General features: G+C 70.0%; 17 protein-coding genes. 5 read left to right on the forward strand and 12 right to left on the reverse strand.

What is annotated here, in order from left to right; all coding sequences use genetic code 11:
• Positions 1–104: 104 nt before the first annotated feature.
• Positions 105–2,249 carry a beta-galactosidase gene (locus tag ACFYX3_RS30590; protein ID WP_389020095.1) on the reverse strand — a complete coding sequence of 715 codons (2,145 nt, stop codon included), beginning with the start codon at positions 2,247–2,249 and terminating at the stop codon, positions 105–107.
• Positions 2,250–2,308: 59 nt separating this feature from the next.
• A complete protein-coding gene (locus ACFYX3_RS30595) occupies positions 2,309–2,452 on the reverse strand; it encodes a hypothetical protein (protein ID WP_389020098.1) in 144 nt (47 codons plus the stop codon).
• Positions 2,453–2,559: 107 nt separating this feature from the next.
• Between ACFYX3_RS30595 and ACFYX3_RS30600 the strand changes: the two genes are divergently transcribed.
• A complete protein-coding gene (locus ACFYX3_RS30600) occupies positions 2,560–3,978 on the forward strand; it encodes a GH1 family beta-glucosidase (RefSeq protein ID WP_389020101.1) in 1,419 nt (472 codons plus the stop codon).
• Positions 3,975–6,257 (forward strand): alpha-xylosidase, encoded by a 2,283-nt coding sequence (gene yicI / locus ACFYX3_RS30605; RefSeq protein WP_389020104.1) that lies wholly within the window; start codon positions 3,975–3,977, stop codon positions 6,255–6,257. The genes ACFYX3_RS30600 and yicI overlap by 4 nt, the downstream gene beginning before the upstream one ends.
• 802 nt (positions 6,258–7,059) lie before the next feature.
• On the opposite strand, the gene ACFYX3_RS30610 is transcribed toward yicI, so the two are convergent.
• The 9 genes from ACFYX3_RS30610 to ACFYX3_RS30650 form a co-directional block, all read right to left on the reverse strand.
• Complete coding sequence (locus tag ACFYX3_RS30610) at positions 7,060–8,532, reverse strand: non-reducing end alpha-L-arabinofuranosidase family hydrolase (RefSeq protein WP_389020107.1); 1,473 nt, start codon at positions 8,530–8,532, stop codon at positions 7,060–7,062.
• Positions 8,532–9,227 carry a cupin domain-containing protein gene (locus ACFYX3_RS30615; RefSeq protein ID WP_389020230.1) on the reverse strand — a complete coding sequence of 232 codons (696 nt, stop codon included), beginning with the start codon at positions 9,225–9,227 and terminating at the stop codon, positions 8,532–8,534. Before ACFYX3_RS30615 ends, ACFYX3_RS30610 begins: the two co-directional genes overlap by 1 nt.
• Entirely contained in the window at positions 9,224–10,084 is an 861-nt protein-coding gene (locus tag ACFYX3_RS30620; RefSeq protein WP_389020110.1) for a PmoA family protein, read from the reverse strand. Before ACFYX3_RS30620 ends, ACFYX3_RS30615 begins: the two co-directional genes overlap by 4 nt.
• Positions 10,081–11,127 carry a Gfo/Idh/MocA family protein gene (locus ACFYX3_RS30625; protein ID WP_389020113.1) on the reverse strand — a complete coding sequence of 349 codons (1,047 nt, stop codon included), beginning with the start codon at positions 11,125–11,127 and terminating at the stop codon, positions 10,081–10,083. The genes ACFYX3_RS30620 and ACFYX3_RS30625 overlap by 4 nt, the downstream gene beginning before the upstream one ends.
• Positions 11,124–12,164, reverse strand: a complete 1,041-nt coding sequence (locus ACFYX3_RS30630) for an endo-1,4-beta-xylanase (RefSeq protein WP_389020116.1) — start codon at positions 12,162–12,164, stop codon at positions 11,124–11,126. The genes ACFYX3_RS30625 and ACFYX3_RS30630 overlap by 4 nt, the downstream gene beginning before the upstream one ends.
• A gap of 26 nt (positions 12,165–12,190) precedes the next feature.
• Positions 12,191–13,531 (reverse strand): glycoside hydrolase, encoded by a 1,341-nt coding sequence (locus ACFYX3_RS30635; RefSeq protein ID WP_389020120.1) that lies wholly within the window; start codon positions 13,529–13,531, stop codon positions 12,191–12,193.
• 93 nt (positions 13,532–13,624) lie between these two features.
• Positions 13,625–14,455 (reverse strand): carbohydrate ABC transporter permease, encoded by an 831-nt coding sequence (locus ACFYX3_RS30640; protein ID WP_389020123.1) that lies wholly within the window; start codon positions 14,453–14,455, stop codon positions 13,625–13,627.
• Positions 14,452–15,429, reverse strand: a complete 978-nt coding sequence (locus ACFYX3_RS30645) for a carbohydrate ABC transporter permease (RefSeq protein ID WP_389020127.1) — start codon at positions 15,427–15,429, stop codon at positions 14,452–14,454. The genes ACFYX3_RS30640 and ACFYX3_RS30645 overlap by 4 nt, the downstream gene beginning before the upstream one ends.
• A gap of 4 nt (positions 15,430–15,433) precedes the next feature.
• Entirely contained in the window at positions 15,434–16,717 is a 1,284-nt protein-coding gene (locus ACFYX3_RS30650) for an extracellular solute-binding protein (RefSeq protein WP_389020131.1), read from the reverse strand.
• A gap of 233 nt (positions 16,718–16,950) precedes the next feature.
• Here ACFYX3_RS30650 and ACFYX3_RS30655 point away from each other — a divergent pair, with 233 nt between their 5' ends.
• The 3 genes from ACFYX3_RS30655 to ACFYX3_RS30665 all read left to right on the forward strand — a co-directional run bounded on the left by ACFYX3_RS30655 (position 16,951) and on the right by ACFYX3_RS30665 (position 21,369).
• Positions 16,951–17,964 (forward strand): LacI family DNA-binding transcriptional regulator, encoded by a 1,014-nt coding sequence (locus tag ACFYX3_RS30655; RefSeq protein ID WP_389020135.1) that lies wholly within the window; start codon positions 16,951–16,953, stop codon positions 17,962–17,964.
• A gap of 128 nt (positions 17,965–18,092) precedes the next feature.
• Positions 18,093–19,571 (forward strand): glycoside hydrolase family 43 protein, encoded by a 1,479-nt coding sequence (locus ACFYX3_RS30660; protein ID WP_389020139.1) that lies wholly within the window; start codon positions 18,093–18,095, stop codon positions 19,569–19,571.
• Between the two features lie 355 nt (positions 19,572–19,926).
• Positions 19,927–21,369 carry an endo-1,4-beta-xylanase gene (locus ACFYX3_RS30665; RefSeq protein ID WP_389020142.1) on the forward strand — a complete coding sequence of 481 codons (1,443 nt, stop codon included), beginning with the start codon at positions 19,927–19,929 and terminating at the stop codon, positions 21,367–21,369.
• Positions 21,370–21,436: 67 nt separating this feature from the next.
• On the opposite strand, the gene araD is transcribed toward ACFYX3_RS30665, so the two are convergent.
• The gene (gene araD, locus ACFYX3_RS30670; RefSeq protein ID WP_389020145.1) at positions 21,437–22,150 is read right to left on the reverse strand and encodes an L-ribulose-5-phosphate 4-epimerase AraD; all 714 of its coding nucleotides are present in this window, start codon (positions 22,148–22,150) and stop codon (positions 21,437–21,439) included.

Consider the following 22,150-nt stretch of genomic DNA (forward strand, 5'->3'; position numbering starts at 1 on the left):
GGCCCTCATCGCCCCCGTGCGGGGGAGTCGCCACGCAGAAGTCCGGCACCGGAAGGCTTCGGTGCCGGACTCGGCTTCTCCGGGTCGGCACTTCGGGATGGTCTTCAGACACGATCCTCTACGGCAGACCCCGGTGCGGCGGCGAGGACGCGGACGTCCCAGGCACCGAGCCGCACGGGCGTACCGGCCGGGAGCACACTGCCGTCCAGGGCGTCGGTCAGTTCCACCGGGGCCTGGGCGGTGACCGGCTGCCAGCTCCAGTTGTGGACGACATGGACGCGCCGGCCGTCGGGGGCGGTGCCGGTGGAGACCGTGACCGAGTCCGGCAGGCCCTGCCAGCCGCTGCACGGGGAGGGAGCGAGCCACGCGGCGAGCTCGCGGGCCAGATCACGGCCGGGCACGGTGCCCACGCACGTGACGCGGCCCGCGCCGTGGCGGCGGGTGGTGACGGCGGGCCAGCGCCCGAAGTGCGGGTGGTCGTACTCGGCCAGGACGTCGGCGTCCTCGACGGCCAGACCCTCCACCCAACGGGTGGCCACCGCGTCGGCGGGCAGCTGGAGCGGGCTGTGCGGTGCGGTGCGCAGCGGCACGTCGGCGTGCAGGTTGCTGAACTCGTCGTACCGGACGCCCGCGGCACCCACCAGTCGCGCCGGTGTCACCTCGTGGCGGGCCCGCGCCTCATGGTCGCCGTAGCCGGTGCGGGGGCCGAGGACGAGGTGGCCGCCCGCCTCCGCGTAGGCGCCGAGCCAGTCGAGCATCCCGTCGTCCGCCACGTACAGCGCGGGAGCGATGAGCACGGGGTGCAGCTCCGCCGCCGACTCCGGCGTCGTCCCCGGGCGTTCGCCGCGCGGATCGTGCAACTGACGGGCGTGCAGGATCCGTACCTGGCGCCGCGCCTCGAACGCGCCCCGGTAGAAAGGCTCGAAGATGCCCTCGTACGCACCCGCGTCCGGGCCGCCGTCGGGGCCCGCGAGCGGCGGATACCTCTGCATCAGCCACCGGCTCGGCGCCGAGTACACCATCGCGATGTCCGCGTCCGGTGTGATCCCGGCGACCAGGTCCCCGGCCCGCTCGAACTCGACGCCCAGGCGGGCGATTTCGCGGTAGGCGCGCCCCGGTTGCCCGCTGTGCGGGAGGACCCCGCCCCAGTACGTCTCGGCGCCGAAGTGCAGCGTGTGCCAGTGCCAGTACTCGATCATGCGGGCCCCGCGCGCGACCAGCGCCCACGCGGCCTGCCGCCACTGCCCGTCGAAGGCGGGCCGATTGTCGGAAGTGCCGCCGATGGCCTGGGCGTTGGTCTCCGTGATCAGGAAAGGCTCCTGGCGCGAGGAGTAGATCCGGTCGGCGCTGTGGTGCAGCGCCCACGCCCCGTACGCCATCCACTGCTGCGGCAGCTTCTCGCGCGGCGGCTCGGGCATCGTGAGGCTGTCCTGCATGTCGTAGTACGGGTTGCCCGCGGTGATGTCCAGGCTGTCGGTGAGCTCGTCGTCCTCCAGGCCGGGAGAGCCGTAGGCGAGGCACGTGGTGACGAACTGGCCGGGCCGCGCGTACTCGCGCACGATGCCGGCCTGCCAGGCGATGAACTCGGTGGTCCGGCGCGCCTGGAACGCCCGCCAGGCCAGGTCGTACTGCGGCTGCGCGTTGCCCTCCGGGGTCCACAGGTCGGCCCAGGTGGACAGCCGGTGCGACCAGTACACCAGCCCCCACTCGCGGTTGAGGGTCTCCACATCGCCGTACCGCTGCCGCAGGTCGTCCACGAACCGCTGGAAGACACCGTGGTTGTGCGGCAGTCGCGGACCGGGTTCGTTGTCGACCTGGAAGCCGATGACGGCGGGGTGGACGGCGTAACGGGCCGTGATCGCGCGGATCACTCGCTCCGCGTGGAAACGGAAGGCTGGGTGCGTGAAGTCGACCTCCTGCCGGGCGCCCCACGCGGCGCGGCGCCCGGTGGCGTCCTCGGCGGCGATCTCCGGGTACAGCCGGGCCAGCCACGGCGGCACGGCGTAGGTGGGAGTTCCGAGGACGACGGCGATGCCGCGCTCGTGGGCGCCGTCGAGGACGGGTTGCAGCCAGTCGAGTTCGAACCGCCCGTTCTCCGGCTCCCAGGTGGACCAGACCGACTCGCCGACGCGGATGACGGTGAACTTCGCCTCCGCCATGAGATCGAGGTCGGTCTTGAGCCGCTCGTGCGGCTGGTACTCGTGGTAGTAGGCGGCGCCGAACAGGACGCGTGCGGGCAGATCAGTCATGCGGGGCCCTTCAGAGACGGTGTGGGTTCCGGCCGCCGTAGCCGAACCGGGTCGGAAGATCACAGATCGTCGAAGCGCTTCACCTCAGGATGCAAGGTATTGAGGAACTTATGGCGAAACAAGAGCCCGAAGGAAAGGGAATCTTCTTCGCTGCCAGGCATTGACATCGTAACTTGGGCGATGGGAGCGTCGAAGCGCTTCACCAACCGATCTCTCTCGTCGAGGTGGCCCTCCCGTGGGCTCTGTTCTCCTACCCGCCCGCCCGACTGGCCTGGCCGCACCGGCGCAGGCTCCGGAGCTCTGAAACACCGTGTCCGACGCATCCGGGCCCACCGTGCGCCCGTTCCCCCGCCTGCCCGCCGGGTTCCGGCTCGGAGCCGCGACCGCGGCCTACCAGATCGAGGGTGCCCATGACGAGGACGGCCGTGGACCGTCCATCTGGGACACCTTCAGCCACACCCCTGGTCGGACCCTCGACGGCGCCACGGGCGACACCGCCTGCGACCACTATCACCGCTACCGCGAGGACATCGCCCTGCTGCGCGGGCTCGGCGTCGACGGCTACCGCTTCTCGATCGCCTGGCCCCGCCTGCTGCCCCGGGGCACCGGGCCGGTCAACGCCAAGGGCCTGGACTTCTACGACCGCCTGATCGACGAGCTGCCGGCCGCCGGGATCGCGCCCGCCGTCACCCTCTACCACTGGGACCTGCCGCAGGCCCTGGAGGACCGCGGTGGCTGGCGCGTCAGGGAGACCGCCGAGGCGTTCGCGCAGTACGCGGCCCTCGCCGCCGAGCGCTACGGGGACCGGGTCGAGCGCTGGATCACCCTCAACGAGCCGTACTGTTCCGCGTTCGTGGGTTACGCCGAAGGCCGGCACGCGCCCGGCGCCGAAGAGGGCCGCGGTGCGCTGGCGGCCGCCCACCACCTGCTGGTCGCCCACGGCCTCGCGGTACGGGAACTGCGCGCCACGGGCGCCCGGGAGGTCGGGATCACGCTCAACCTCGACCGGCTCCACGCCGCCTCCGACCGCCCCGAGGACCTCGACGCGCTACGCCGTGCCGACGTTCTCCACAACGAGGTCTGGAGCGATCCGCTCCTCGCCGGGCGCTACCCCGAGCACGAGGCCGAAACCTGGGGCGGCCTCGCCGACGGCCCCTGGCGGCGGCCCGGCGACCTGGGGGTGATCGGTGAGCCGTTGGACTTCCTCGGCATCAACTACTACCGCCCCGTGACCATCGCCGCCGCACCCCACCGTACGGACGACCCCGAACTCCGCACCGCCGTCGACATCGGCGTCACCGAGCCGGACCCGTACGGGACCCGGCACACCACCATGGGATGGCCCGTCGCCCCGGCCGCGCTCAAGGAACTGCTCCTGGACCTCCACGCCCGCTACCCGCGGCTCCCAGCGGTCTGGATCACCGAGAACGGCTCCGCCGAGGACGACACCGTCGGCCCCGACGGCCGGGTCCACGACCCGGACCGGATCGCCTACCTCGCCGACCATCTGACCGCCGTCGCCGACGCCATCGCGGCCGGGGTGGACGTACGCGGCTACTACGTGTGGTCGCTGCTGGACAACTTCGAGTGGGCGCGCGGCTACGGCCGGCGCTTCGGCCTCGTCCACGTCGACTACGACACTCTGACCCGAACGCCCAAGGACAGCTACCACTGGTACCGGGGCCTGATCACCGCGCACCGCGCGCGGACGGAGGAATCCACCCCATGAAGTTCACCGACGGCTACTGGCTGATGCGTCCGGGCGTCACCACCCGCTACGCCACCGAGGTCGCCGACGTCCGGGCCGACGAGCACCGGATGACCCTCTACGCTCCGGTGAAGCACGTGCGCAGCCGCGGCGGCATGCTCAACAGTCCGCTGCTGACCATCGAGTGCTGGTCGCCGGCCGAGGGCGTGATCGGGGTACGTGCCACCCACCACGCCGGTTCGGTGAACCGGGGGCCGGAGTTCGCGCTGCCCGGCGGGCAACCGGATGCGGGAAAGGTGCACCGGGACGGCACGGTGGTCGAGCTCAGTGCGGGTGAACTGTCGCTGCGCGTGGACACCTCCCAGCCGTGGCGCCTGGAGTTCACCGCCGGTGGTCGGGTGCTGACCTCCGTGGGTGAGCGTGGGACCGGCTTCGCCACCGACGCCGACGGCCGGCACTTCATGCTCGGGCAACTCGCTCTGGGGGTCGGCGAGCTGGTCTACGGACTCGGGGAGCGGTTCACTCCGTTCGTCAGGAACGGGCAGGTCGTGGACATCTGGCAGGCGGACGGCGGCACCAGCAGCGAGCAGGCGTACAAGAACGTTCCCTTCCACCTGACCAACCGCGGCTACGGCGTCTTCGTCAACCACCCCGGCAAGGTCAGTTACGAGGTCGGCTCCGAGTCCGTCGGCCAGGTCCAGTTCAGCGTCGAGGACCAGTCGCTGGAGTTCTTCGTCGTCCACGGCCCGACCCCGAAGCAGGTCCTTCAGCGCTACACCGCGCTCACCGGCCGCCCCGCCCTGCCCCCGGCCTGGGCGCTGGGCCTGTGGCTCACCACCTCCTTCACCACCGACTACGACGAGGCCACCGTCAACCGCTTCGTCGACGGCATGGCCGAACGCGGCATCCCGCTGAGCGTCTTCCACTTCGACTGCTTCTGGATGCGCGGCTACCAGTGGAGCGACTTCGTCTGGGACTCCGACACCTTCCCCGACCCGGCCGGCATGCTGGCGCGCCTCAGGGAACGGGAGCTGCGGGTCTCCGCCTGGATCAACCCCTACATCGCGCAGAAGTCGGAGCTGTTCGAGGAGGGTATGCGCGACGGCTACCTCGTGCGGCGCCCGGACGGCAGCGTCTGGCAGTGGGACCTCTGGCAGCCCGGCATGGCCCTGGTGGACTTCACCAACCCCGCCGCCCGCGCCTGGTACACCGGCAAGCTCAGGACACTGCTCGACCAGGGCGTGGACTGCTTCAAGACCGACTTCGGCGAGCGCATCCCCACCGACGTCGTCTGGCACGACGGCTCCGACCCGGAACGGATGCACAACTACTACACCCACCTCTACAACCAGGCCGTCTTCGACCTCCTGCGCGCCGAGCGCGGCGAGGGCGAGGCACTGCTCTTCGCCCGCTCCGCCACCGCCGGAGGCCAGCAGTACCCGGTCCACTGGGGCGGCGACTGCGAGTCCCACTTCAACGCCATGGCCGAGTCGCTGCGTGGCGGCCTCTCCCTCGGCCTGTCCGGCTTCGGCTTCTGGAGCCACGACATCGGCGGCTTCGAGGGCACCCCGACCCCCACCGTCTTCAAGCGCTGGGTGCAGTTCGGCCTGCTCTCCTCGCACAGCCGCCTGCACGGCAGCAAGTCGTACCGCGTCCCCTGGGACTACGGCGAGGAGGCCGTCGAGGTCACCCGCGAATTCACCCTGCTCAAGCACCGCCTCGCCCCGTACCTCCAGCGCGCCGCCCAGCAGGCGCATGCCACCGGCGTCCCGGTGATGCGTGCCATGGTGCTCGAGTTCCCCGACGACCCGGCCGCCGCCACGGTCGACCGGCAGTACATGCTCGGCGACGACCTGCTCGTCGCCCCGGTCTTCACCGACGACGGCACCGTCGAGTACTACGTGCCGGAAGGCACATGGACCAATGTGCTGACAGGTGCTCAGGTCACCGGTCCGCGCTGGGCCCGTGAGCAGCACGGCTTCCACACCCTGCCGCTGCTGGCCCGCCCCGACTCGGTCATCGCGCTGGCCGCCGACGACCAGCACCCGGTCTCGGCCTGGGCGGACGGCGTCGAACTGCGGGTCCACGCCTTCGCGGACGGCGCGGAGCGCACCCTCGTGATCCCGCGCACCGACGGCCCGGGCGAGGCCGCCCGCTTCCACCTGCACCGTACGGGCGACCGCCTCCGGGTGACCACCGACAGTCCGTACGCCTGGCAGGTGCGGATCGGCAACCCGAACGCGACCGCGCACACCCGGCCGGCCGGCACCTCGGAGGCCGACCTGCCGTACCCGGCCTGAACCCGGCAGTCAGGACGGGGCCCTGCGGGCCCCGTCTTCGACGCGGTTCTCCACCGGCGCCGACGTCGGACGCCGGGTGGAGAGCGAACTGTCCGACGGCCGGTTCAGTGGCGTCTGCCGAGTCCGGCTCGACGACGGCCGACCCGCCACCGTCACACTCGCCCCGCCGGGCGGAGCCGTACTGCGGTACGAACGAGGCAGCCTCGGGACGGAGGCCATGGTCTGCCGGCGCGGATCGCACGTGTTCCCCGCAGCCGGGTGCCGATCCCTGAACCACTACACGCGCACGAGGAGTTCCCCGTCCTCTCGGTCGTCGAGGACACGGCGTGGGACAAGGCCGCCGACCACCCGCCCCACCCGGCCGAGGCTGCGGCACGCCGCGAACCGGGCGCGATCACCGCACGTCTGCACGCCCTGACACCCGAGGACGGCCGGTTCGGCTACCCTGCGGCCCGGACGGCCGCCTCGTCGCCGACTGCACCGAGGCGTGCGGAAGCCTCCGCTTCTGCCCGGCGTTCCGACACCGGCCGGCCCGGTGAACAGCGCTCCGGCCGACTTCGCGCCGCCCGTGGTGGCGGCGCCTCGGACTTCGACGGCCGGGTCGGATCCCGCCCTGCCCAGGCCGGCACCGACGTGGAGCGCGTTCAGCGGGCGACGTCGGTGACGAGCACATCCGCGCTTTCGGTGTCCGGCGGGACCACCGCGCCCTCTCCGTCGGAGAGGGCGCGGGCCGTGGCGGACCCTGCCGTGCACCGGGTCCGCCACGGCGGCTGCGCACCGGAGCCGGGGCAGTGCCGCGTCGTCAGCGCTGCAGCGTCAGCAGACCCGGTCGGTAGGGCCACTGCCCGTAGTCGCCGCCGGAGTTGGGATCGCGTCCCTGGTAGAGGAACCGCAGGTTGCAGGGGTCGACCGTGAAGGTCTGGTCGGCGCCGGTGCGGATCAGTTCGCCATGGCTGACGTCGTTGGTCCAGGTGGCGCCGCTGTTGGCCTTGCCGGCGAAGGGGTTGCTCTCGGTCGCGGCCTGGGGCGTCCAGGAACCGTTCAGGCTGGTGGCCGTGAACGAGCGGAAGTACCGGCCCTGCGAACCTATCGCCTCGACGATCATGAGGTAGCGGTCCTGGCCCTGGAGCTTGTAGACCTGCGGAGCTTCGAACAGGTTGTTCGTCGTGTCGCTCATGACCACCGTCGAGGTCGTGCCGAAACTGCCCGGGAAGTTCCCGATCGGCATGCTCGCCCGGTAGATCTTGCCGTTGTCGCCGGCGAAGAACAGGTACATGTTCGTGCCGTCACCGATGAGCGTCTGGTCGATGGGCCCGGTTCCGGAGTCGGCGATGCTGCCGGAGAAGAGCTCCTGCTCCGCCGACCAGCCGTTCGGGTTGGTGGGGTCGGTCGACGTCCGGTAGGAGAAGGCGGTCCTGCCCCACTGGTAGGTGAGCACCCAGATGTTCTTCGGCGCGAAGTAGAAGAGCGTGGGCGCGACGGCGGAGCTCGACATCGCGTTCTGGCCGGCCGAGGCCATCTCCGACCAGTCGGTGAACGGGGTGAAGTTCATCGAACCCCAGCCCGCTCCCGTTCCGGCGGCGCCGTGCGTCGTCGCGTAGACGAGCTGCTTGCCGTTGTAGGGGGCGACGGTGAAGTCCTTGAGCGAGGCCCATCCCGCCTTGGGCTGGGCCAGCGCACCCGTCGACGACCAGCGGTACGTCGAGGGAAGCGCACAGGTGCCGGGATTGCCACCGGCGACCTTGACGAGCTGCCACTGCTGGTTGGCGCCGCCCCAGTCGTCGTACTGGACGATGTTCGCGCCGTCGGCGGTGGAGGCGCCCTGCACTTCGAGGGCCTTGTTGCTGTGGCGGGCGATGAACCGCACGTAGCCGTCCGCGCTGTCGGCCAGCCGCCACTGCTGGTTGGTGCCGGTCAGGTCGGTCCACTGGACGACCGGGGCGCCGTTGGCGGTGGACCCGTTCTGGACGTCCAGCACCTTGCCGGAGTGGCGGGACTTGACGCGGTAGTAGCCGTCGCCTGAGGCGACGAACTGCCACTGCTGCTGGTTCTGGTCGTTCCTGGTCCACTGGGTGATGCGGGCGCCGTCATTGGTCGCCAGGTTGTAGACGTCCAGGGCCTTGCCGCTGTTGCGGTTGACCAGCACGTACCAGGCGTTGGTGTCGACGGTCGCCGCGGCGGCGGGCGGGGCACTGAGGAGAGTGGCCCCGAGCAGCAAGGACGACAGGACCGCGAGGACGAGACCCAGGACCAGAGGTGGATGGCGAAATCTCATCAGAAGAGCTCCTTCGAGGGGACGGGGACGGGATAGGGACGGAGAAGGCCGCACATGCCGAAGAGCGGGTCCTCCGGGCACTCCAGTCGCGACACTTGGCCGTGATCGAGGTGGGAGAGGTCTCCGGTCCTCAGCGCTGCCAGTTGACCGCCGGTCGCGAGGGTCGCCGCCAGCGGGCCGTCACGCCAGCGGATCCACCAGGCGTCAAGGAGATCGCGCTTCAGGCGGTGGGCCGCGGTGTGGAACTCCCGCAGCCCGCCTTCTCGCAGGGCCAGGAAGCCCTCGAGTGCCAGGTCGCGGCGGCGGCGCGCCGCCGCGGCGTGGTCGCCGGTCAGGGCGGCCGCCGCCTGATAGGCGCCGGGATCGGACAGTACGGTCGCGGGGAAGGTGAAGACGGCGTCGCCCGCCTCGGGGAGTCCGCTGTTCTGCATGAGCACCACGAGGCGCAGGCCGCCGGCGTTGACGAGACGGTGGATCGTTCCCGGGGTGAACCAGACGACGTCGCCGGGCCGCAGCGGCGTGTCGGCGAAACCGGAGGTGGTGAGGGTCTGGACGCTGCCCTCACCGCCGATCACGACGTACGCCTCGGAGCAGACGAGGTGCATGTGGGGGCTGCCGCCGCACAGCCCGTCGGCGGCCTCCCAGTCGTACACGGCCAACCCGGAGATCCCCACACCGCCGGGGAGCGGGGTCACCACGGGTGTTCCTCGACGTGGCGGTACAGGCGTGCGGGGGTCCACGCGCCGTCGGCCACGACGATCCGGTAGCGGCGCGACAGGGTGTCCCCCGGGGCCAGCGGCACTTCCTCGTCGAACGCCAGGGAGGGGTTGACGGCGGGGATGGGCTCGCTGCGGACGAACCAGCGGCCGGGGGCGTCCGGGTCGTCCAGGAACAGGAGCGTGGAGGCACGATCGACCTCGTCGTGGGTGCCGACGAAGGCCAGCCAGTCGCCCTTCTCGCCCATCGCGGGGCCGATCACGTGGCCGCCGGTGAAGTCGCGTGGGCCGCGCCAGAAAAGGCCGGAGTATCCGGCGAGCTCTCGGCCCTGTGTGCCGGGGCTGCCGAACATCAGGGCGGTGTCGTGGACGTTGGTCAGCCTGGTGGTGACGTCCAGGGTCCAGGAGTCGGCCTCGACGTCGCGTGCGGTCAGCGTGCGGTGCTCGTCGATCCAGTGCTCCCCCGCCATCGTGTGCCAGGCCAGGTCCTCGGTGATCAGGGCGCGGCCGTGGTCCGTCTCGGCGGAGAGGGCGCGGCTGCGCATCGTGCCGAGGTTCGGCAGGTCGACGTAGCCCTGCCCGCGCAGGTAGGTGCCGCCGCCCCAGAAGTTCTGCCCCGACACCCATGACGCCGTGAACTGGATGCCTTTGTGCCAGCGGTGGTCGTGCGGCCGGTATCCGGTGACCACGTCGCCGGCGAGCGTGCGCACCGGATGCAGGTAGGGCTTCGGCGCCTCGAAGGGATCCATGACCGGCCGGTGCGCATAGCGGAAGAGGTCGACGTCGCGAGCCCGGACGATCAGCGAGTCCTCGTTCTCGAGGAGTTCGAACGTCATCGGAACACCTCCGGGCGCCCCCCGTGGAGTGAGCCGTAGAAGCGGTCGACCGGGTCGATCTCTCCGCGCCGGACCGGCAGGCCGGTGATCGCGGCCTTGTACAGGGCGGTGACCAGCTCCATGGTGGCTCTGCCGAGGTCGGGCCGGACCCCGGCCTCGTAGCCGTCCAGGAAGGCCGCGAGCTGGGCGGTGTGCGAGCTGGGCAGGTCGTCCGGCGGCTCCCACTTCGCGCGGGACGACCTGGCGGTGAACGTCCAGTCCGCGTTGGAGTAGCCGTACAGGTGCCGCAGTTCGACCGTGGCGTCGGCGAGGTCGAACCGCAGGTAGCTCTCCTCGCGTGGGGAGAGGACGCTGTTGACGACCGTCGCGATGGCTCCGTTCTCGAACCGGACCAGGGCCGCGGACACGTCCTCGGTCTGGACGTCGCGGTCGAGGCGGCCGGCCATCGCGCGCACCTCGGCCCATTCGCCGAGCACCTGGAGCAACAGGTCCATCTGGTGGATGCCGTGGCCCAGCGTCGGGCCGCCGCCCTCGCTCTGCCAGGTGCCGCGCCAGGGCACCCCGTAGTAGGCGTCGTCGCGGTACCACGCCGTGACGCACTGTGCGACCAGGGGGCGGCCCAGGGTCCCGGCCGCGATCCGGTCGCGGAGGTACCGGGCCCCCGAGCCGTACCGGTGCTGGAACACCGCGCCGGCGACGGCGGTCCCTTCGGCGGCTTGGATCCGGTCGAGCTCGGCCAGCGACAGGGCCACCGGCTTCTCGCACCACACCCATGCCCCCGACTCCAGGCAGGCCACGGCCTGTTCGGCGTGCAGGAACGGCGGCGTGCACAGGTGCACGAGGTCCGGCCTCTGCTCCCCGAGCATCGTGCGCAGGTCGGTGTAGACCGCGGGGATTCCGTGCTCGGCCGCGAACGCCTCGGCGCGCGTGGCGTCCACGTCGACGGCGGCCACGATCTCGGCCCGGTGCGCCTGTGCCCGGAGGGCGGGTACGTGGCAGATGCCGGCGATCCCGCCGGTTCCGACGATCGCCGTTCTGATCATCCGCCCAGCACCTTCCTGATCGCGTGGTACGCGGGCTTGGGCGTCAGGTTCTCGTCGTAGGGCAGCGCGGCGCCCTCGCCGGGGAAGACGGAGGGGATCCACGAGTACTTGTCCGTGTAGTCCCAGATGGTGACGCCGACGCACTTCTCGACCTCCAGGCAGGCCTTGACGTAGTCGGCGTACCAGGTGGCCTGGGTGGCGAGCTTTTCCGGGGTCGCCGGGAGGTTCATCCGGATGTCGAGCTCGGTGACCGCGACCTCGACCCCGAGGTCGGCGAAGCGCTGCATGTTCTGCCGGACGTCGGCGGGGAAGCCGTACTGGAGCGCCAGATGGCCCTGGATGCCGAAGCCGTCCACCGGGACGCCGTCGGCCTTCAGCTGCTTGATCAGGTTGTAGTAGGCGTCGCTCTTGGGGCCGATCCCGTCGACGTTGTAGTCGTTGAGGTACAGCTTGGCGTGCGGATCGGTCTCGTGGGCCCAGCGCAGGGCGTCGGCGATGTAGCCGGGGCCGAGCGTCTTGTAGAAGAGCGACTCGCGGTAGGTGCCGTCCTCGTTGAAGGCCTCGTTGACGACGTCCCAGTGGATCACCCGGCCCTTGAAGTGCCGGACCTCCGTCTGGATGTGGTTCTTGAGGACGGCGCGCAGTTCGTCGGCGGTCCAGGTGCCCTGGGTGAGCCAGGCGGGGAGCTGGTTGTGCCAGACGAGGGTGTGGGCGCGGACCTTCTGGTGGTGCTCCTTGGCGAAGGTCATGACCTCTTCGGCGGCGGTGAAGTCGAAGACGCCGCGCCGGGGTTCTGTGGTCTCCCACTTCATGGCGTTGCCGGGGGTGGTCTGGTCGAACTCGCTGCCGAGGAGCTTCAGATAGGCGGCGTCGGTGAACTCGGGGTTGTCGGTGGCCGAGCCGAAGTACTTGTGGTGCTTCTCGGCCAGTTCGGCGAGCGTTCCGGGGCGGGGCTCGGCGGTGGCGGGCGCGGCGGCGAGGCCGGCCGCGAGGCAGACGACGGCGGACAGGGCGATGAGATGCCGGGACTTGGACATGGATGACTCCTCGGGTGCGGGACGGTTCAGTCGAGGACGATCGTGGTCAGCGCGCGCGGGGCGAGCGTGGCCGTGAGGGTCGTACCGTGCGTGGAGACGAGGTCGGCCGGGGTGATCGAGCGGGTTTCGTCGGTGACGTAGCCGTCGGGGTGGCGGTCGTGTCCGCCTCGGAGAGCGAACTCGGCGGACTTCTCGGTGGTCGCGGTGTTGAGGATCTCGATGACGCGGCTGCCGTCGGTGTTACGGAAGGCCGTGATGCGCAGTGCCGGGTCGGCGTTCGTGACCGGAACGCGGACGGCGCCGGGGCGGATGAACCGGCTGAAGGCGGCCAGTGCCCAGTACCGCTTGGAGACCCGGTAGTCGTCGCCGGGGTCGGCGAGCTGGATGAGCCCCCGGGTCGCGCCGAGGGACGCGCCGGTCCAGTAGACGTAGGCGTTGGCGTTGCCGACGGTCAGGGTGTTCTGGATGTCGGCCGCGACGGTGAGACCGTCGTAGCCGCTGCCGTCGTCCCAGTGCTCGTTCCAGGTGGTGCCGTCCGGCGACCATTCCGACATCCACACGTGCTTGCCGGTGGGCTGCGGGACCGTGGTCGGACCGCTGTAGCGGTGGCCGGTGATGGTCCGCACGGCCTTGCCGGCCGCCGGGTCCGCCTCGATGGCCTCGGTGTAGCCGACCTGCCGGTCCCAGCCCGCGGCGTCACAGCAGACGAGCTCCGTCTTCAGTCCGGACGCGCGGACGGTCGGCCCGAGCACCTTGAGGAAGTCGACGGCCTGCTGCGGGGTGAAGCGCATCGAGGCGTACGCAGCCGTCCAGTCGGGTTCGTTGGTGAACCCCAGGTCGGTGATCCTGATGCCTTCCCGCTGGTAGAACTTCGCGTATTGGACGAGGTAGTTCGCGTAGGCCTGACGCCATGCGGGCAGGAGCTCGCCGCCGCCGTTCTCGCTGCCGTTGGTCTTCATGAAGGCCGGCGCGCTCCAGGCGTCGGCGAAGAACCGTTCGACGCCGTACGCCTTGGCCTCCTTGGCGAGCCGGACCTGGCCGCCGTCCCAGCCGTCCCACACGTACTTCGGCGTGGCGTCCGGCCCGCCGGGATCGGTCGGCAGGATCGTCGGCATGTGGTCGTAGACCCGGTCGGTCGACGACCCGATGCCCAGGCGCAGGATCGACAGGCCCGCGCCCTTCTCCTTGCTGAGCAGCAGGTCGAGCACCTCGCGCTGCTTGGCAGGGCTGAGGCCGCGCGCGCCGTGCAGCAGGTCGGCCCGCTGGAAGGCCATGGAGAAGCCGAATCCGTCGATGGGCTGGAGTTCGGCCCGGAAGTCGATGCCGGCGCGCACGGGGTCGACGGACGGTCGCGCGAGGTCGGCCACGACTGGCGATGTTAGCGCTAACATTATGACGGCTGTCAGGACGGTCAGGCGTTTCACAGGGTCTCCTCGGGGGTGGAGGTCACGCGGGACGGGTCAGCCCTTGGTGGCGCCCGCGGTGAGGCCGCCGATCAGCTGGCGCTCGGCGACCGCGTAGAAGGCGAGGGCGGGGACCATGGCGAGCACGATGTAGGCGAGGACGAGTGCGTAGTCGGTCGAGTACTGGCCCTGGAACTGCTGGACGCCGACCGGGATCGTCTGCCATTTCGGGTCGTTGAACACCAGCAGCGGCAGGAAGAAGTTGTTCCAGCTCGCGACGATCGCCAGTACCGAGACCGTACCGAGTGCCGGACGCGCCATCGGCAGCAGGATCTTCCAGAAGAAGCGGAACTTGCCGCAGCCGTCCATGGTGGCGGCTTCCTCGATCTCCGCCGGGACGGTCCGGAAGAAACCGCGCAGGATCACGATCGTCATGGGGAGCCCGAAAGCCGCCTGCGGGAGGATCACTCCGAGCGGATTGTCGAGCAGGCCGAAGGTGCGCAGCATGAGGAAGAGCGGCAGGACGGCCACCGCGAACGGGAACATCAGCCCGATCGTGAAGAGTGTGTAGAACAACTCCCTGCCCCGGAAGGCATAACGGGCCAGCACGAACGCCGCCATCGCGGAGGCCGCCACCGTGCAGACCGTCGTGCCGATCGCGATGCCCGCGCTGTTGGCGATCTGCCGCCAGAACATTCCGTCGCCGAGAATGCCGGTGTAGTTGCCGGCCCTCCACTGTTCCGGCAGCCCGAACGGATTCGTCGTGAGCTCGCCGGTGCTCTTGAACCCGGAGATCACCGCGTAGATCAGCGGCACGGCGACGAACGCGGCGATCAGCCAGACCACGGCGTGCAGCGAAAGACCGCGTGCCGTCCGGCGGGCGTTCATCGGTCGCCTCCCGAGGTGACGGCCCCGCTCAGATCGCGGCGGAGCACGTAACGCTGGTAGAAGAGGGAGAAGACCAGACTGATCATGAACAGCACCACGCTGATCGCACTGGCGTAGCCGACCTGGTACCGCTTGAACCCGAACTGGAACATCGCGATCGCCATCGTCTCGGAGGAGTGGTTGGGCCCGCCCGCGGTCATGACCCAGACGAGATCGAAGAGCTGGATGGATCCGATGACCGAAAGGAAGACGCTGATCCGGATCGTCGGGCCGAGCAGCGGCAGCGTCACGTGCCGGAAGCGCTGCCAGGGGCCGGCGCCGTCGATGGAGGCGGCCTCGATGATCTCGGACGGGATGCTCTGCAGTCCGGCGAGGAAGAGCATCATGTGGAAGCCGAAGTACTTCCAGATCATGACCACGAACAGGGTCGGCATCACCGTCGAGGGATCGGCGAGCCACTTGCCCCGCAGCCCCTCCAGACCCAGGAGGCCGGCGAGGTGATCGGCCATGCCGGCGCCGGGCAGGAAGATCATCGTGAAGAGGACCGCCGTGACCACCTCGGACAGGATGTACGGCGCGAAGAACAGCATCCGGTACACGGCCCGGCCGCGGAGCCTCTGGTTGAGCAGGACCGCGGTGAACAGGGCGAACGGCAGCTGCACCGTGATCGACAGGACGATCAGGTACAGCCCGCGCCCCAGATCGCCGAGGAAGACCTGGTCGTCGAAGAGCTTGGTGTAGTTCGCGAAGCCGACGAAGTCGTCCATGGGGCCGATCCCGCCCCATTTGAAGAAGCCGGTGCAGACGGCGACGACGATCGGGGCGAGGACGAAGACGAGGAAGAGGACCAGGGCCGGGACGAGGAACCAGGCGACCGACGCCCAGTCTCCCCACCCGCGCAGGAGCGACCGGGCCGGGGCCGGCGGGCTCACCGGCACGGCCTCCTCCGTCCGCTCCCCGGTCAGGGTGGACACGGAGCTAGGCACTCTTCGCAGCCTCGGTGATCGACGTGGTGACCTGCTCGGACGTCTTCTTGCCGGCCATGAGGTCGGCGACGCTGTCGTTGACCTCCTGGCCGACCGCCGGCGGGTAGGCCTGGTCGAGGAAGAGCTGGAAGCCCGTCGCCTTGGACAGGCTCTCGGCCACGACCTTCTTGTTGGCGTCGGTGAGCTGCTTCTCCGCGCCCCTGACCACGGGCAGGTAGCCGTTGGAGGCCAGCAGCTTGGACTCGTTCTCCAGGACGAAGAACTTCAGGAAGTCCAGCGCCTCCTTCGGGGCGCCCTTGCGCAGGGCGAAACCGCCGCCACCTCCGAACGCCTCGGTGATCTGGCCGACACCGCCGTCGACCGTCGGGAAGGGGAAGAAGCCCAGGTCCGCTCCGAGGTCTGCGCCCGCGTCCTTCTGCACCGACGGTGCCCACTGCCCCATCAGCTCCATGGCGGCCTTGCCGTTGCCCATGGTCGCGGCCTGGCCGCCGGGGGTGGCGTAGCCGGCGCCGAGGAAGCCCGTCTGGAACGGCTGGAGGTCGACCAGCTCCTTGAGGTGGGCACCTGCCTGGACGAAACCGGCGCCGGTGAAGTCCTTGGTGGTCGCGGCCTGCTGCAGCGCGGGGAGGCCGGCGACGCGCATCGCGAGGTAGGCCCAGTAGTAATGGCCCGGCCATTTCTCCTTGCCCGCGAGGGCGATCGGAGTGACGCCCGCCGCCTTGAGCTTCCTGACGTCTTCGAGGAGCTCGGCCCAGGTGGCCGGCGGGGCGGTGACCCCGGCCTTGGCGAAGAGCTTCTTGTTGTACCAGAAGCCGACCATGCCGATGTCGTAGGGCACCCCGTAGGTCCGGCCCCCGAACTGATAGGCCTGCAGCGAGACCGGGGTGAGCTCGGACGACCAGTCCAGGACGTCGGTGAGGTCCTCGACCAACCCCGCGTCGACCTGCTGCTGCAGCACGCCGCCGCCCCAGGTCTGGAAGACGTCGGGGAGCTTGCCCGAAGAGGTGGTGGCGGTCAGCTTGGACTTGAACGCCTCGTTCTCCAACGAGGTCGTGCTGATCGCGATGTTCGGGTGAGCGGCCGTGAACGCCGCGGAGATCTGCGGGAAGAGGGACTTGCCCGGTTCCGTCGTGGCGATGTTCCACCACGCGAAGGACACCTTGCCGTCGGCCGCCGGCTTGCCGCCGGATCCGCAGGCCGCGGTCATGGAGACGGACAGGGCGGTCAAGCCCGAGAGCGCCAGGAAGTTTCGTCGGCTCGGGAGGGTGCTGACCATGGGACCTCCGGGGTGGGGAATGCCGGTTTCGTGCCCGAAAACTTTTCGAAATACTCTCGAATTCTGCGCTGCCACAAACTAGGAACACGAGCCTTCCCGGTCAAGACCTCGCGTCAATTTATCTACGGGCAGCGGCTGTTCGCGGGCTTGACAAGCATGTCGGCCACCCAGAAACTCATCGAAAGTTTGCGATAGCTGTCGCCGGCCGTAGGCATCTGCGCAGAGGAGAGAAGTTGAGCGAGCAACGCCCGACCCTGGCCGTCATCGCCGCGGAGGCAGGGGTCTCCCAGGCCACCGTGTCCAAGGTGATCAACGGCCGCTCCGATGTCGCGCCCTCGACACGCGAACGGATCGAGGGCCTGCTGCAGGCTCACAACTACCTGCCACCCGGCCGGCAGGGCAGAGCCCGCAGATCGGGCCTCGTCGACCTGATCATCGGCGGACTGGACAGCGCGTGGGCCGTGGAGATACTGCGCGGCGTCGAGGCCGAGTGCGCCCGGCGGAGCGTCGCCACCGTCGTGTCGCTCGTCCCGCCGGGCGAGGCCACACCGTCCAGTTGGGCCGCACTGCCGGTCCTGCACCACAGCGACGGCGTCATCCTCGTCACCGCCTCGGTCACCCAGGCCCAGCGCGCCCAGGTCGAACGGGCCGGGGTGGCACTGGTCGTCATCGACCCGATCGACCTGCCGGGCAACGGCGTGCCGAGCGTCGGAGCGACCAACTGGGCCGGTGGCCTCGCGGCCACCGAGCACCTGCTGGAGCTGGGGCACCGCCGGATCGCCACGATCGGCGGACGCAAGGAGATGCTCTGCAGCCAGGCCCGCATCGACGGGTACCGGGCCGCCCTGGAGCGGGCCGGGATCGAGGTCGACCGCGACCTGATCCGGTTCGGCGACTTCCAGCACGAGAGCGGGTTCCGGTGCGCCCAGGAGCTGCTCGCCCTCCCCGAACCGCCGACGGCCGTCTTCGCCGGCAGCGACCAGCAGGCGATGGGCGTCTACGAAGCCGCCCGGCAGGGCGGGCTGAGCATCCCTCAGGACCTCAGCGTGGTCGGCTTCGACGACCTGCCGATGTGCGATTGGCTGTCACCGCCGCTGACGACGGTGCGCCAGCCGCTGGAGGAGATGGGCCGGGTCGCCGCGCGCACACTGTTCCAGCTTCTGGAGGACCAGCCCCTGGTCAGCCCCCGGATGGAGCTCTCGACCGAGCTCAAGGTCCGGCTCTCCACCGCCCCGCCTCGTCCCTAGGAGATCACCTTGAACGAGCCCTGGCGTGACCCCCTCCTGCCCTCGTCCGTACGCGTCGCAGATCTGCCGAGACGGACGACCGGATCCGACCGGGTGCCGTCCGTGCCGGTCGAGATCGTCCCGGCCTCATGAGCACGCCGTTCGGTGATCCCGTGCTGCCCGGGTTCCGGCCCGACCCGTCCGTCTGCCGGGTGGGGGCGGACTACTACCTGGTGACGTCCAGCTTCGAATGGTTCCCGGGCCTTCCCGTGTTCCACAGCCGCGATCTCGTGAACTGGCGGCGCCTCGGCTCCGCGCTCGACCGGCCGTCTCAGCTCGACCTCGACGCGTGCGAGCCCTCACGCGGCCTGTTCGCACCGACGATCCGGCACCATGACGGGGTCTTCCATCTCGTCTGCACGCTGATGGACGGCCCCGGCCATTTCGTCGCCACGGCGACCGACCCGGCGGGACCGTGGTCGGAGCCGCACTGGCTGGAGGGCGAGGGCTTCGACCCGTCGCTGTTCTTCGACGACGGGCCGGACGACGGCGACGGCCGTGCCTGGTTCACCGCCGCCCGTGTGGTGGACGAGGCCGCCGGCCACACCGAGATCTGGATGCGTGAGTACCTTCCCCTCGAGCGACGGCTCACGGGACCCGAGTACGTCCTGTGGTCAGGAAGCCGGCCGGGCGCCCGTTGGTCGGAGGCCCCGCACCTCTACAAGATCGACGGTACCTATCTCCTGCTCACCGCGGAGGGCGGCACCGATGTGGACCACAGCGTGGTGGCCGCCCGCGCCGACCGCGTGACCGGCCCGTACGAGGGCGCCCCCGGCAACCCGGTGCTCCCTCCCGCCACGGGCCCGGTCACCTGCACCGGGCACGCCGACCTCGTCCAGACCCCGTACGGAGACTGGCGGGCCGTCCTCCTGGGCATCCGCCCGGGCTCCGCCATCGGCCGCGAGACCTTCCTCAGCCGGGTCACCTGGAGCGACGGCTGGCCGGTCTTCTCCCCTGTCGGCCACACGAGCCCTCGCCGCCGTCTCCACGACGACCTGGCCGCCCTCTCCGCCGACTGGAGCACCCTGCGCACCCCGCGCGCGCCGTTCTGGACCACCGGCGACGGGCTCCGCCTCGAGCTCCGCCCCGAACGCCTCGGCGAACGCACCACCCCGTCCCTCCTGGTCCGCCCCCAGGAACAGCCCGACTGCGACGTCTCCACCGAACTGCACTTCGCCCCCGCCGCACCGGACGAAGAGGCCGGCCTCGCCGTCGTGATCGACGACGACACCCATGTCCTCCTCCTTCGCACCACGGAAGGACTCAGCCTCCGCCGCGGACCTGACGTCCTGGCCCGCGTCGTCGTACCCCCGGGCCCCGTTCGCCTGGGGGTCCGCATCCGCGGCTTCCGCCACACCTTCGTCTACGCGGCACCCGACGGCACCCGGCAGGACCTGACCACCGTCGAAGCCACCTTCCTCACCCCGCTGTTCACCAGCGTCCAGCTCGGCCTCTACGCCACCTCCAACGGCCGCCCGTCCACCAACCGAGCCCACTTCGCGTGGTTCGACATCACGTATCCGCACCAGCCCTCCGGGGTGAGGGACACCGACGACCCGCACATGTGACCCGAGGCGAACACTCGCTCATGAAGGAAGCGGCCCTTATCGAAAGAGTTTCGATAGCGGCCGCTTCGTCATGCGTTCCCGAAATTCCCTGACGGACCGTTTCGAAGGCCATACCCGGCATCATCACCAGGCCGCATCCCCGAAAGCCCTTCGAAACTCTTGACATGCCCCTGTCGGGTTTCCAGACTGATTCCCGAGGCGGCGGCGCCCCCTTTATCTGCGTGCGGTTGCGCCGGTCTCGAATCATTACGCCTTGATGGTCCGCGTCATTTTTCGACGGCTCCGGACATCACCGTCGCGGATTCTTTCTGCCGCGCTCACATCCATCCGAGATTTCCGTCCTGGAGGTTCAGCCATGCGTTCCCCCACCTTTTCCCCGTCCACCGTCCGCCGGAAAATCAGCGGCCTGTGTGCGGCGCTGATCGTCGGCGCCCTCGGCTCCGCCACCGTGCTGATGGCGCCGCTGACCTCACACGCCGCCGAGAGCACGCTCGGCAGCGCGGCGGCGCAGAGCGGCCGGTACTTCGGCACCGCCATCGCCTCGGGCAGGCTCAACGACTCGGCGTACACGACGATCGCGGCCCGCGAGTTCAACTCGGTGACGCCCGAGAACGAGATGAAGATCGACGCCACCGAACCCCAGCAGGGCCGGTTCGACTTCACCGCCGGCGACCGCGTCTACAACTGGGCCGTGCAGAACGGCAAGCAGGTGCGCGGACACACCCTGGCCTGGCACTCCCAGCAGCCCGGCTGGATGCAGAACCTCAGCGGCAGCGCGCTGCGCCAGGCGATGACCAACCACATCAACGGCGTGATGGCCCACTACAAGGGCAAGATCGCCCAGTGGGACGTCGTGAACGAGGCCTTCGCCGACGGCAGTTCGGGAGCACGGCGCGACTCCAACCTGCAGCGCAGCGGCAACGACTGGATCGAGGTCGCCTTCCGCACCGCACGCGCCGCCGACCCGGCCGCCAAGCTCTGCTACAACGACTACAACGTGGAGAACTGGACCTGGGCCAAGACCCAGGCCGTGTACGCCATGGTCCGGGACTTCAAGCAGCGCGGCGTGCCGATCGACTGCGTCGGCTTCCAGTCGCACTTCAACAGCGACAGCGCCTACAACAGCAACTTCCGCACCACCCTGCAGAGCTTCGCCGCCCTCGGCGTCGACGTGGCCGTCACGGAACTCGACATCCAGGGCGCCTCGGGCACCACCTACGCCAACGTGACCAACGACTGCCTGGCCGTCCCGCGCTGCCTCGGCATCACCGTCTGGGGTGTGCGCGACACCGACTCCTGGCGAGCCGACCAGACGCCGCTGCTGTTCAACGGCGACGGCAGCAAGAAGCCCGCCTACACCTCCGTCCTCAACGCTCTCAACGCCGTCTCCCCCACCCCCACTCCGACCCCCTCCCCCGGCTCCGGACCGATCAAGGGAGTCGCTTCGGGCCGTTGCCTGGACGTGCCCGGCGCCGGCACGACCGACGGCACCCAGCTCCAGCTGTGGGACTGCAACAACCGCACCAACCAGCAGTGGACCCTCACCGCCGCCGGTGAGCTCAGGGTCTACGGCGACAAGTGCCTGGACGCCGCCGGCACCGGCAACGGCGCCAAGGTGCAGATCTACAGCTGCTGGGGCGGCGACAACCAGAAGTGGCGCCTCGACTCCGACGGGACCATCGTCGGAGTCCAGTCCGGCCTCTGCCTCGACGCCGCCGCCGGCGACACCGCCAACGGCACGCTGATCCAGCTGTACCAGTGCTGGAACGGCACCAACCAGCGCTGGACCCGCGCCTGACCTGCCACAGTGACACCCGCACCATGGAGGGGAGCCAGGATGATCCCGGCTCCCCTCCTCGGTGCGGTCAGGCAGGGGAAGAGTTGCCGTAGTAGGCGTTGGGGCCGTGCTTGCGCGTGAAGTGGCGGTCCAGGACGTGCTGCGGGGGTTCGACCGGGCCCAGGGCGATGGTGTGGAGGGCCATCTCGGCCACCGCCTCGCAGATGATGGCGTGCTCCAGGGACGCGGTGGCGTCGGCGCCCCACGTGAAGGGGCCGTGGTGGGCGACCAGGGCGCCGGGGACCTCCCTGGCCCGGCTGTCGTCACGGCCCAGCAGGTCCACGATGACCTGACCGGTGTTGTACTCGTAGTCCGTGGCGCACTGCTGGGGGGTGAGGGCCGTGGTGACGGGGACGGGGCCGTTGAAGGTGTCCGCGTGGGTCGTACCGAGCACCGGTATCGGCCGCCGGGCCTGGGCGAAGGCGACGGCGTGGGTGGAGTGCGTGTGGGTCACGCCTCCGATGGAGGGGAAGGCCAGGTAGAGGCTCCGGTGCGTCTCCGTGTCGGTGGACGGTCGCAGGTGGCCTTCCACGACGCTTCCGTCGGACAGGGAGACGACGACCAGGTCGTCTTCGGTCAGTACGTCGTAGGCCACCCCCGAGGGCTTGATGACGAAGACGCCGGCATGTCGGTCCACCCCGCTCACGTTGCCCCAGGTGAGGGTCGCGAGGCCGGCTCGGGGAATGCGGAGGTTGGCCTCCAGTACCTCTCGGCGCAGCTCCTTGGAAACGGTCGTGCTCAC

This window comes from Streptomyces sp. NPDC002463 (assembly GCF_042889835.1).
In the GTDB taxonomy this organism is placed as follows: Bacteria; Actinomycetota; Actinomycetes; order Streptomycetales; family Streptomycetaceae; genus Streptomyces; species Streptomyces nymphaeiformis.

Coding starts and splice junctions, on each gene's coding strand:
- ACFYX3_RS30630 (WP_389020116.1), bottom strand. CDS start 12,164: ATGTCCAAGTCCCGGCATCTCATCGCCCTGTCCGCCGTCGTCTGCCTC.
- yicI (WP_389020104.1), top strand. CDS start 3,975: ATGAAGTTCACCGACGGCTACTGGCTGATGCGTCCGGGCGTCACCACC.
- ACFYX3_RS30610 (WP_389020107.1), bottom strand. CDS start 8,532: ATGAGATTTCGCCATCCACCTCTGGTCCTGGGTCTCGTCCTCGCGGTC.
- ACFYX3_RS30590 (WP_389020095.1), bottom strand. CDS start 2,249: ATGACTGATCTGCCCGCACGCGTCCTGTTCGGCGCCGCCTACTACCAC.
- ACFYX3_RS30620 (WP_389020110.1), bottom strand. CDS start 10,084: ATGACGTTCGAACTCCTCGAGAACGAGGACTCGCTGATCGTCCGGGCT.
- ACFYX3_RS30625 (WP_389020113.1), bottom strand. CDS start 11,127: ATGATCAGAACGGCGATCGTCGGAACCGGCGGGATCGCCGGCATCTGC.
- ACFYX3_RS30660 (WP_389020139.1), top strand. CDS start 18,093: ATGAGCACGCCGTTCGGTGATCCCGTGCTGCCCGGGTTCCGGCCCGAC.
- ACFYX3_RS30650 (WP_389020131.1), bottom strand. CDS start 16,717: ATGGTCAGCACCCTCCCGAGCCGACGAAACTTCCTGGCGCTCTCGGGC.
- ACFYX3_RS30665 (WP_389020142.1), top strand. CDS start 19,927: ATGCGTTCCCCCACCTTTTCCCCGTCCACCGTCCGCCGGAAAATCAGC.
- ACFYX3_RS30640 (WP_389020123.1), bottom strand. CDS start 14,455: ATGAACGCCCGCCGGACGGCACGCGGTCTTTCGCTGCACGCCGTGGTC.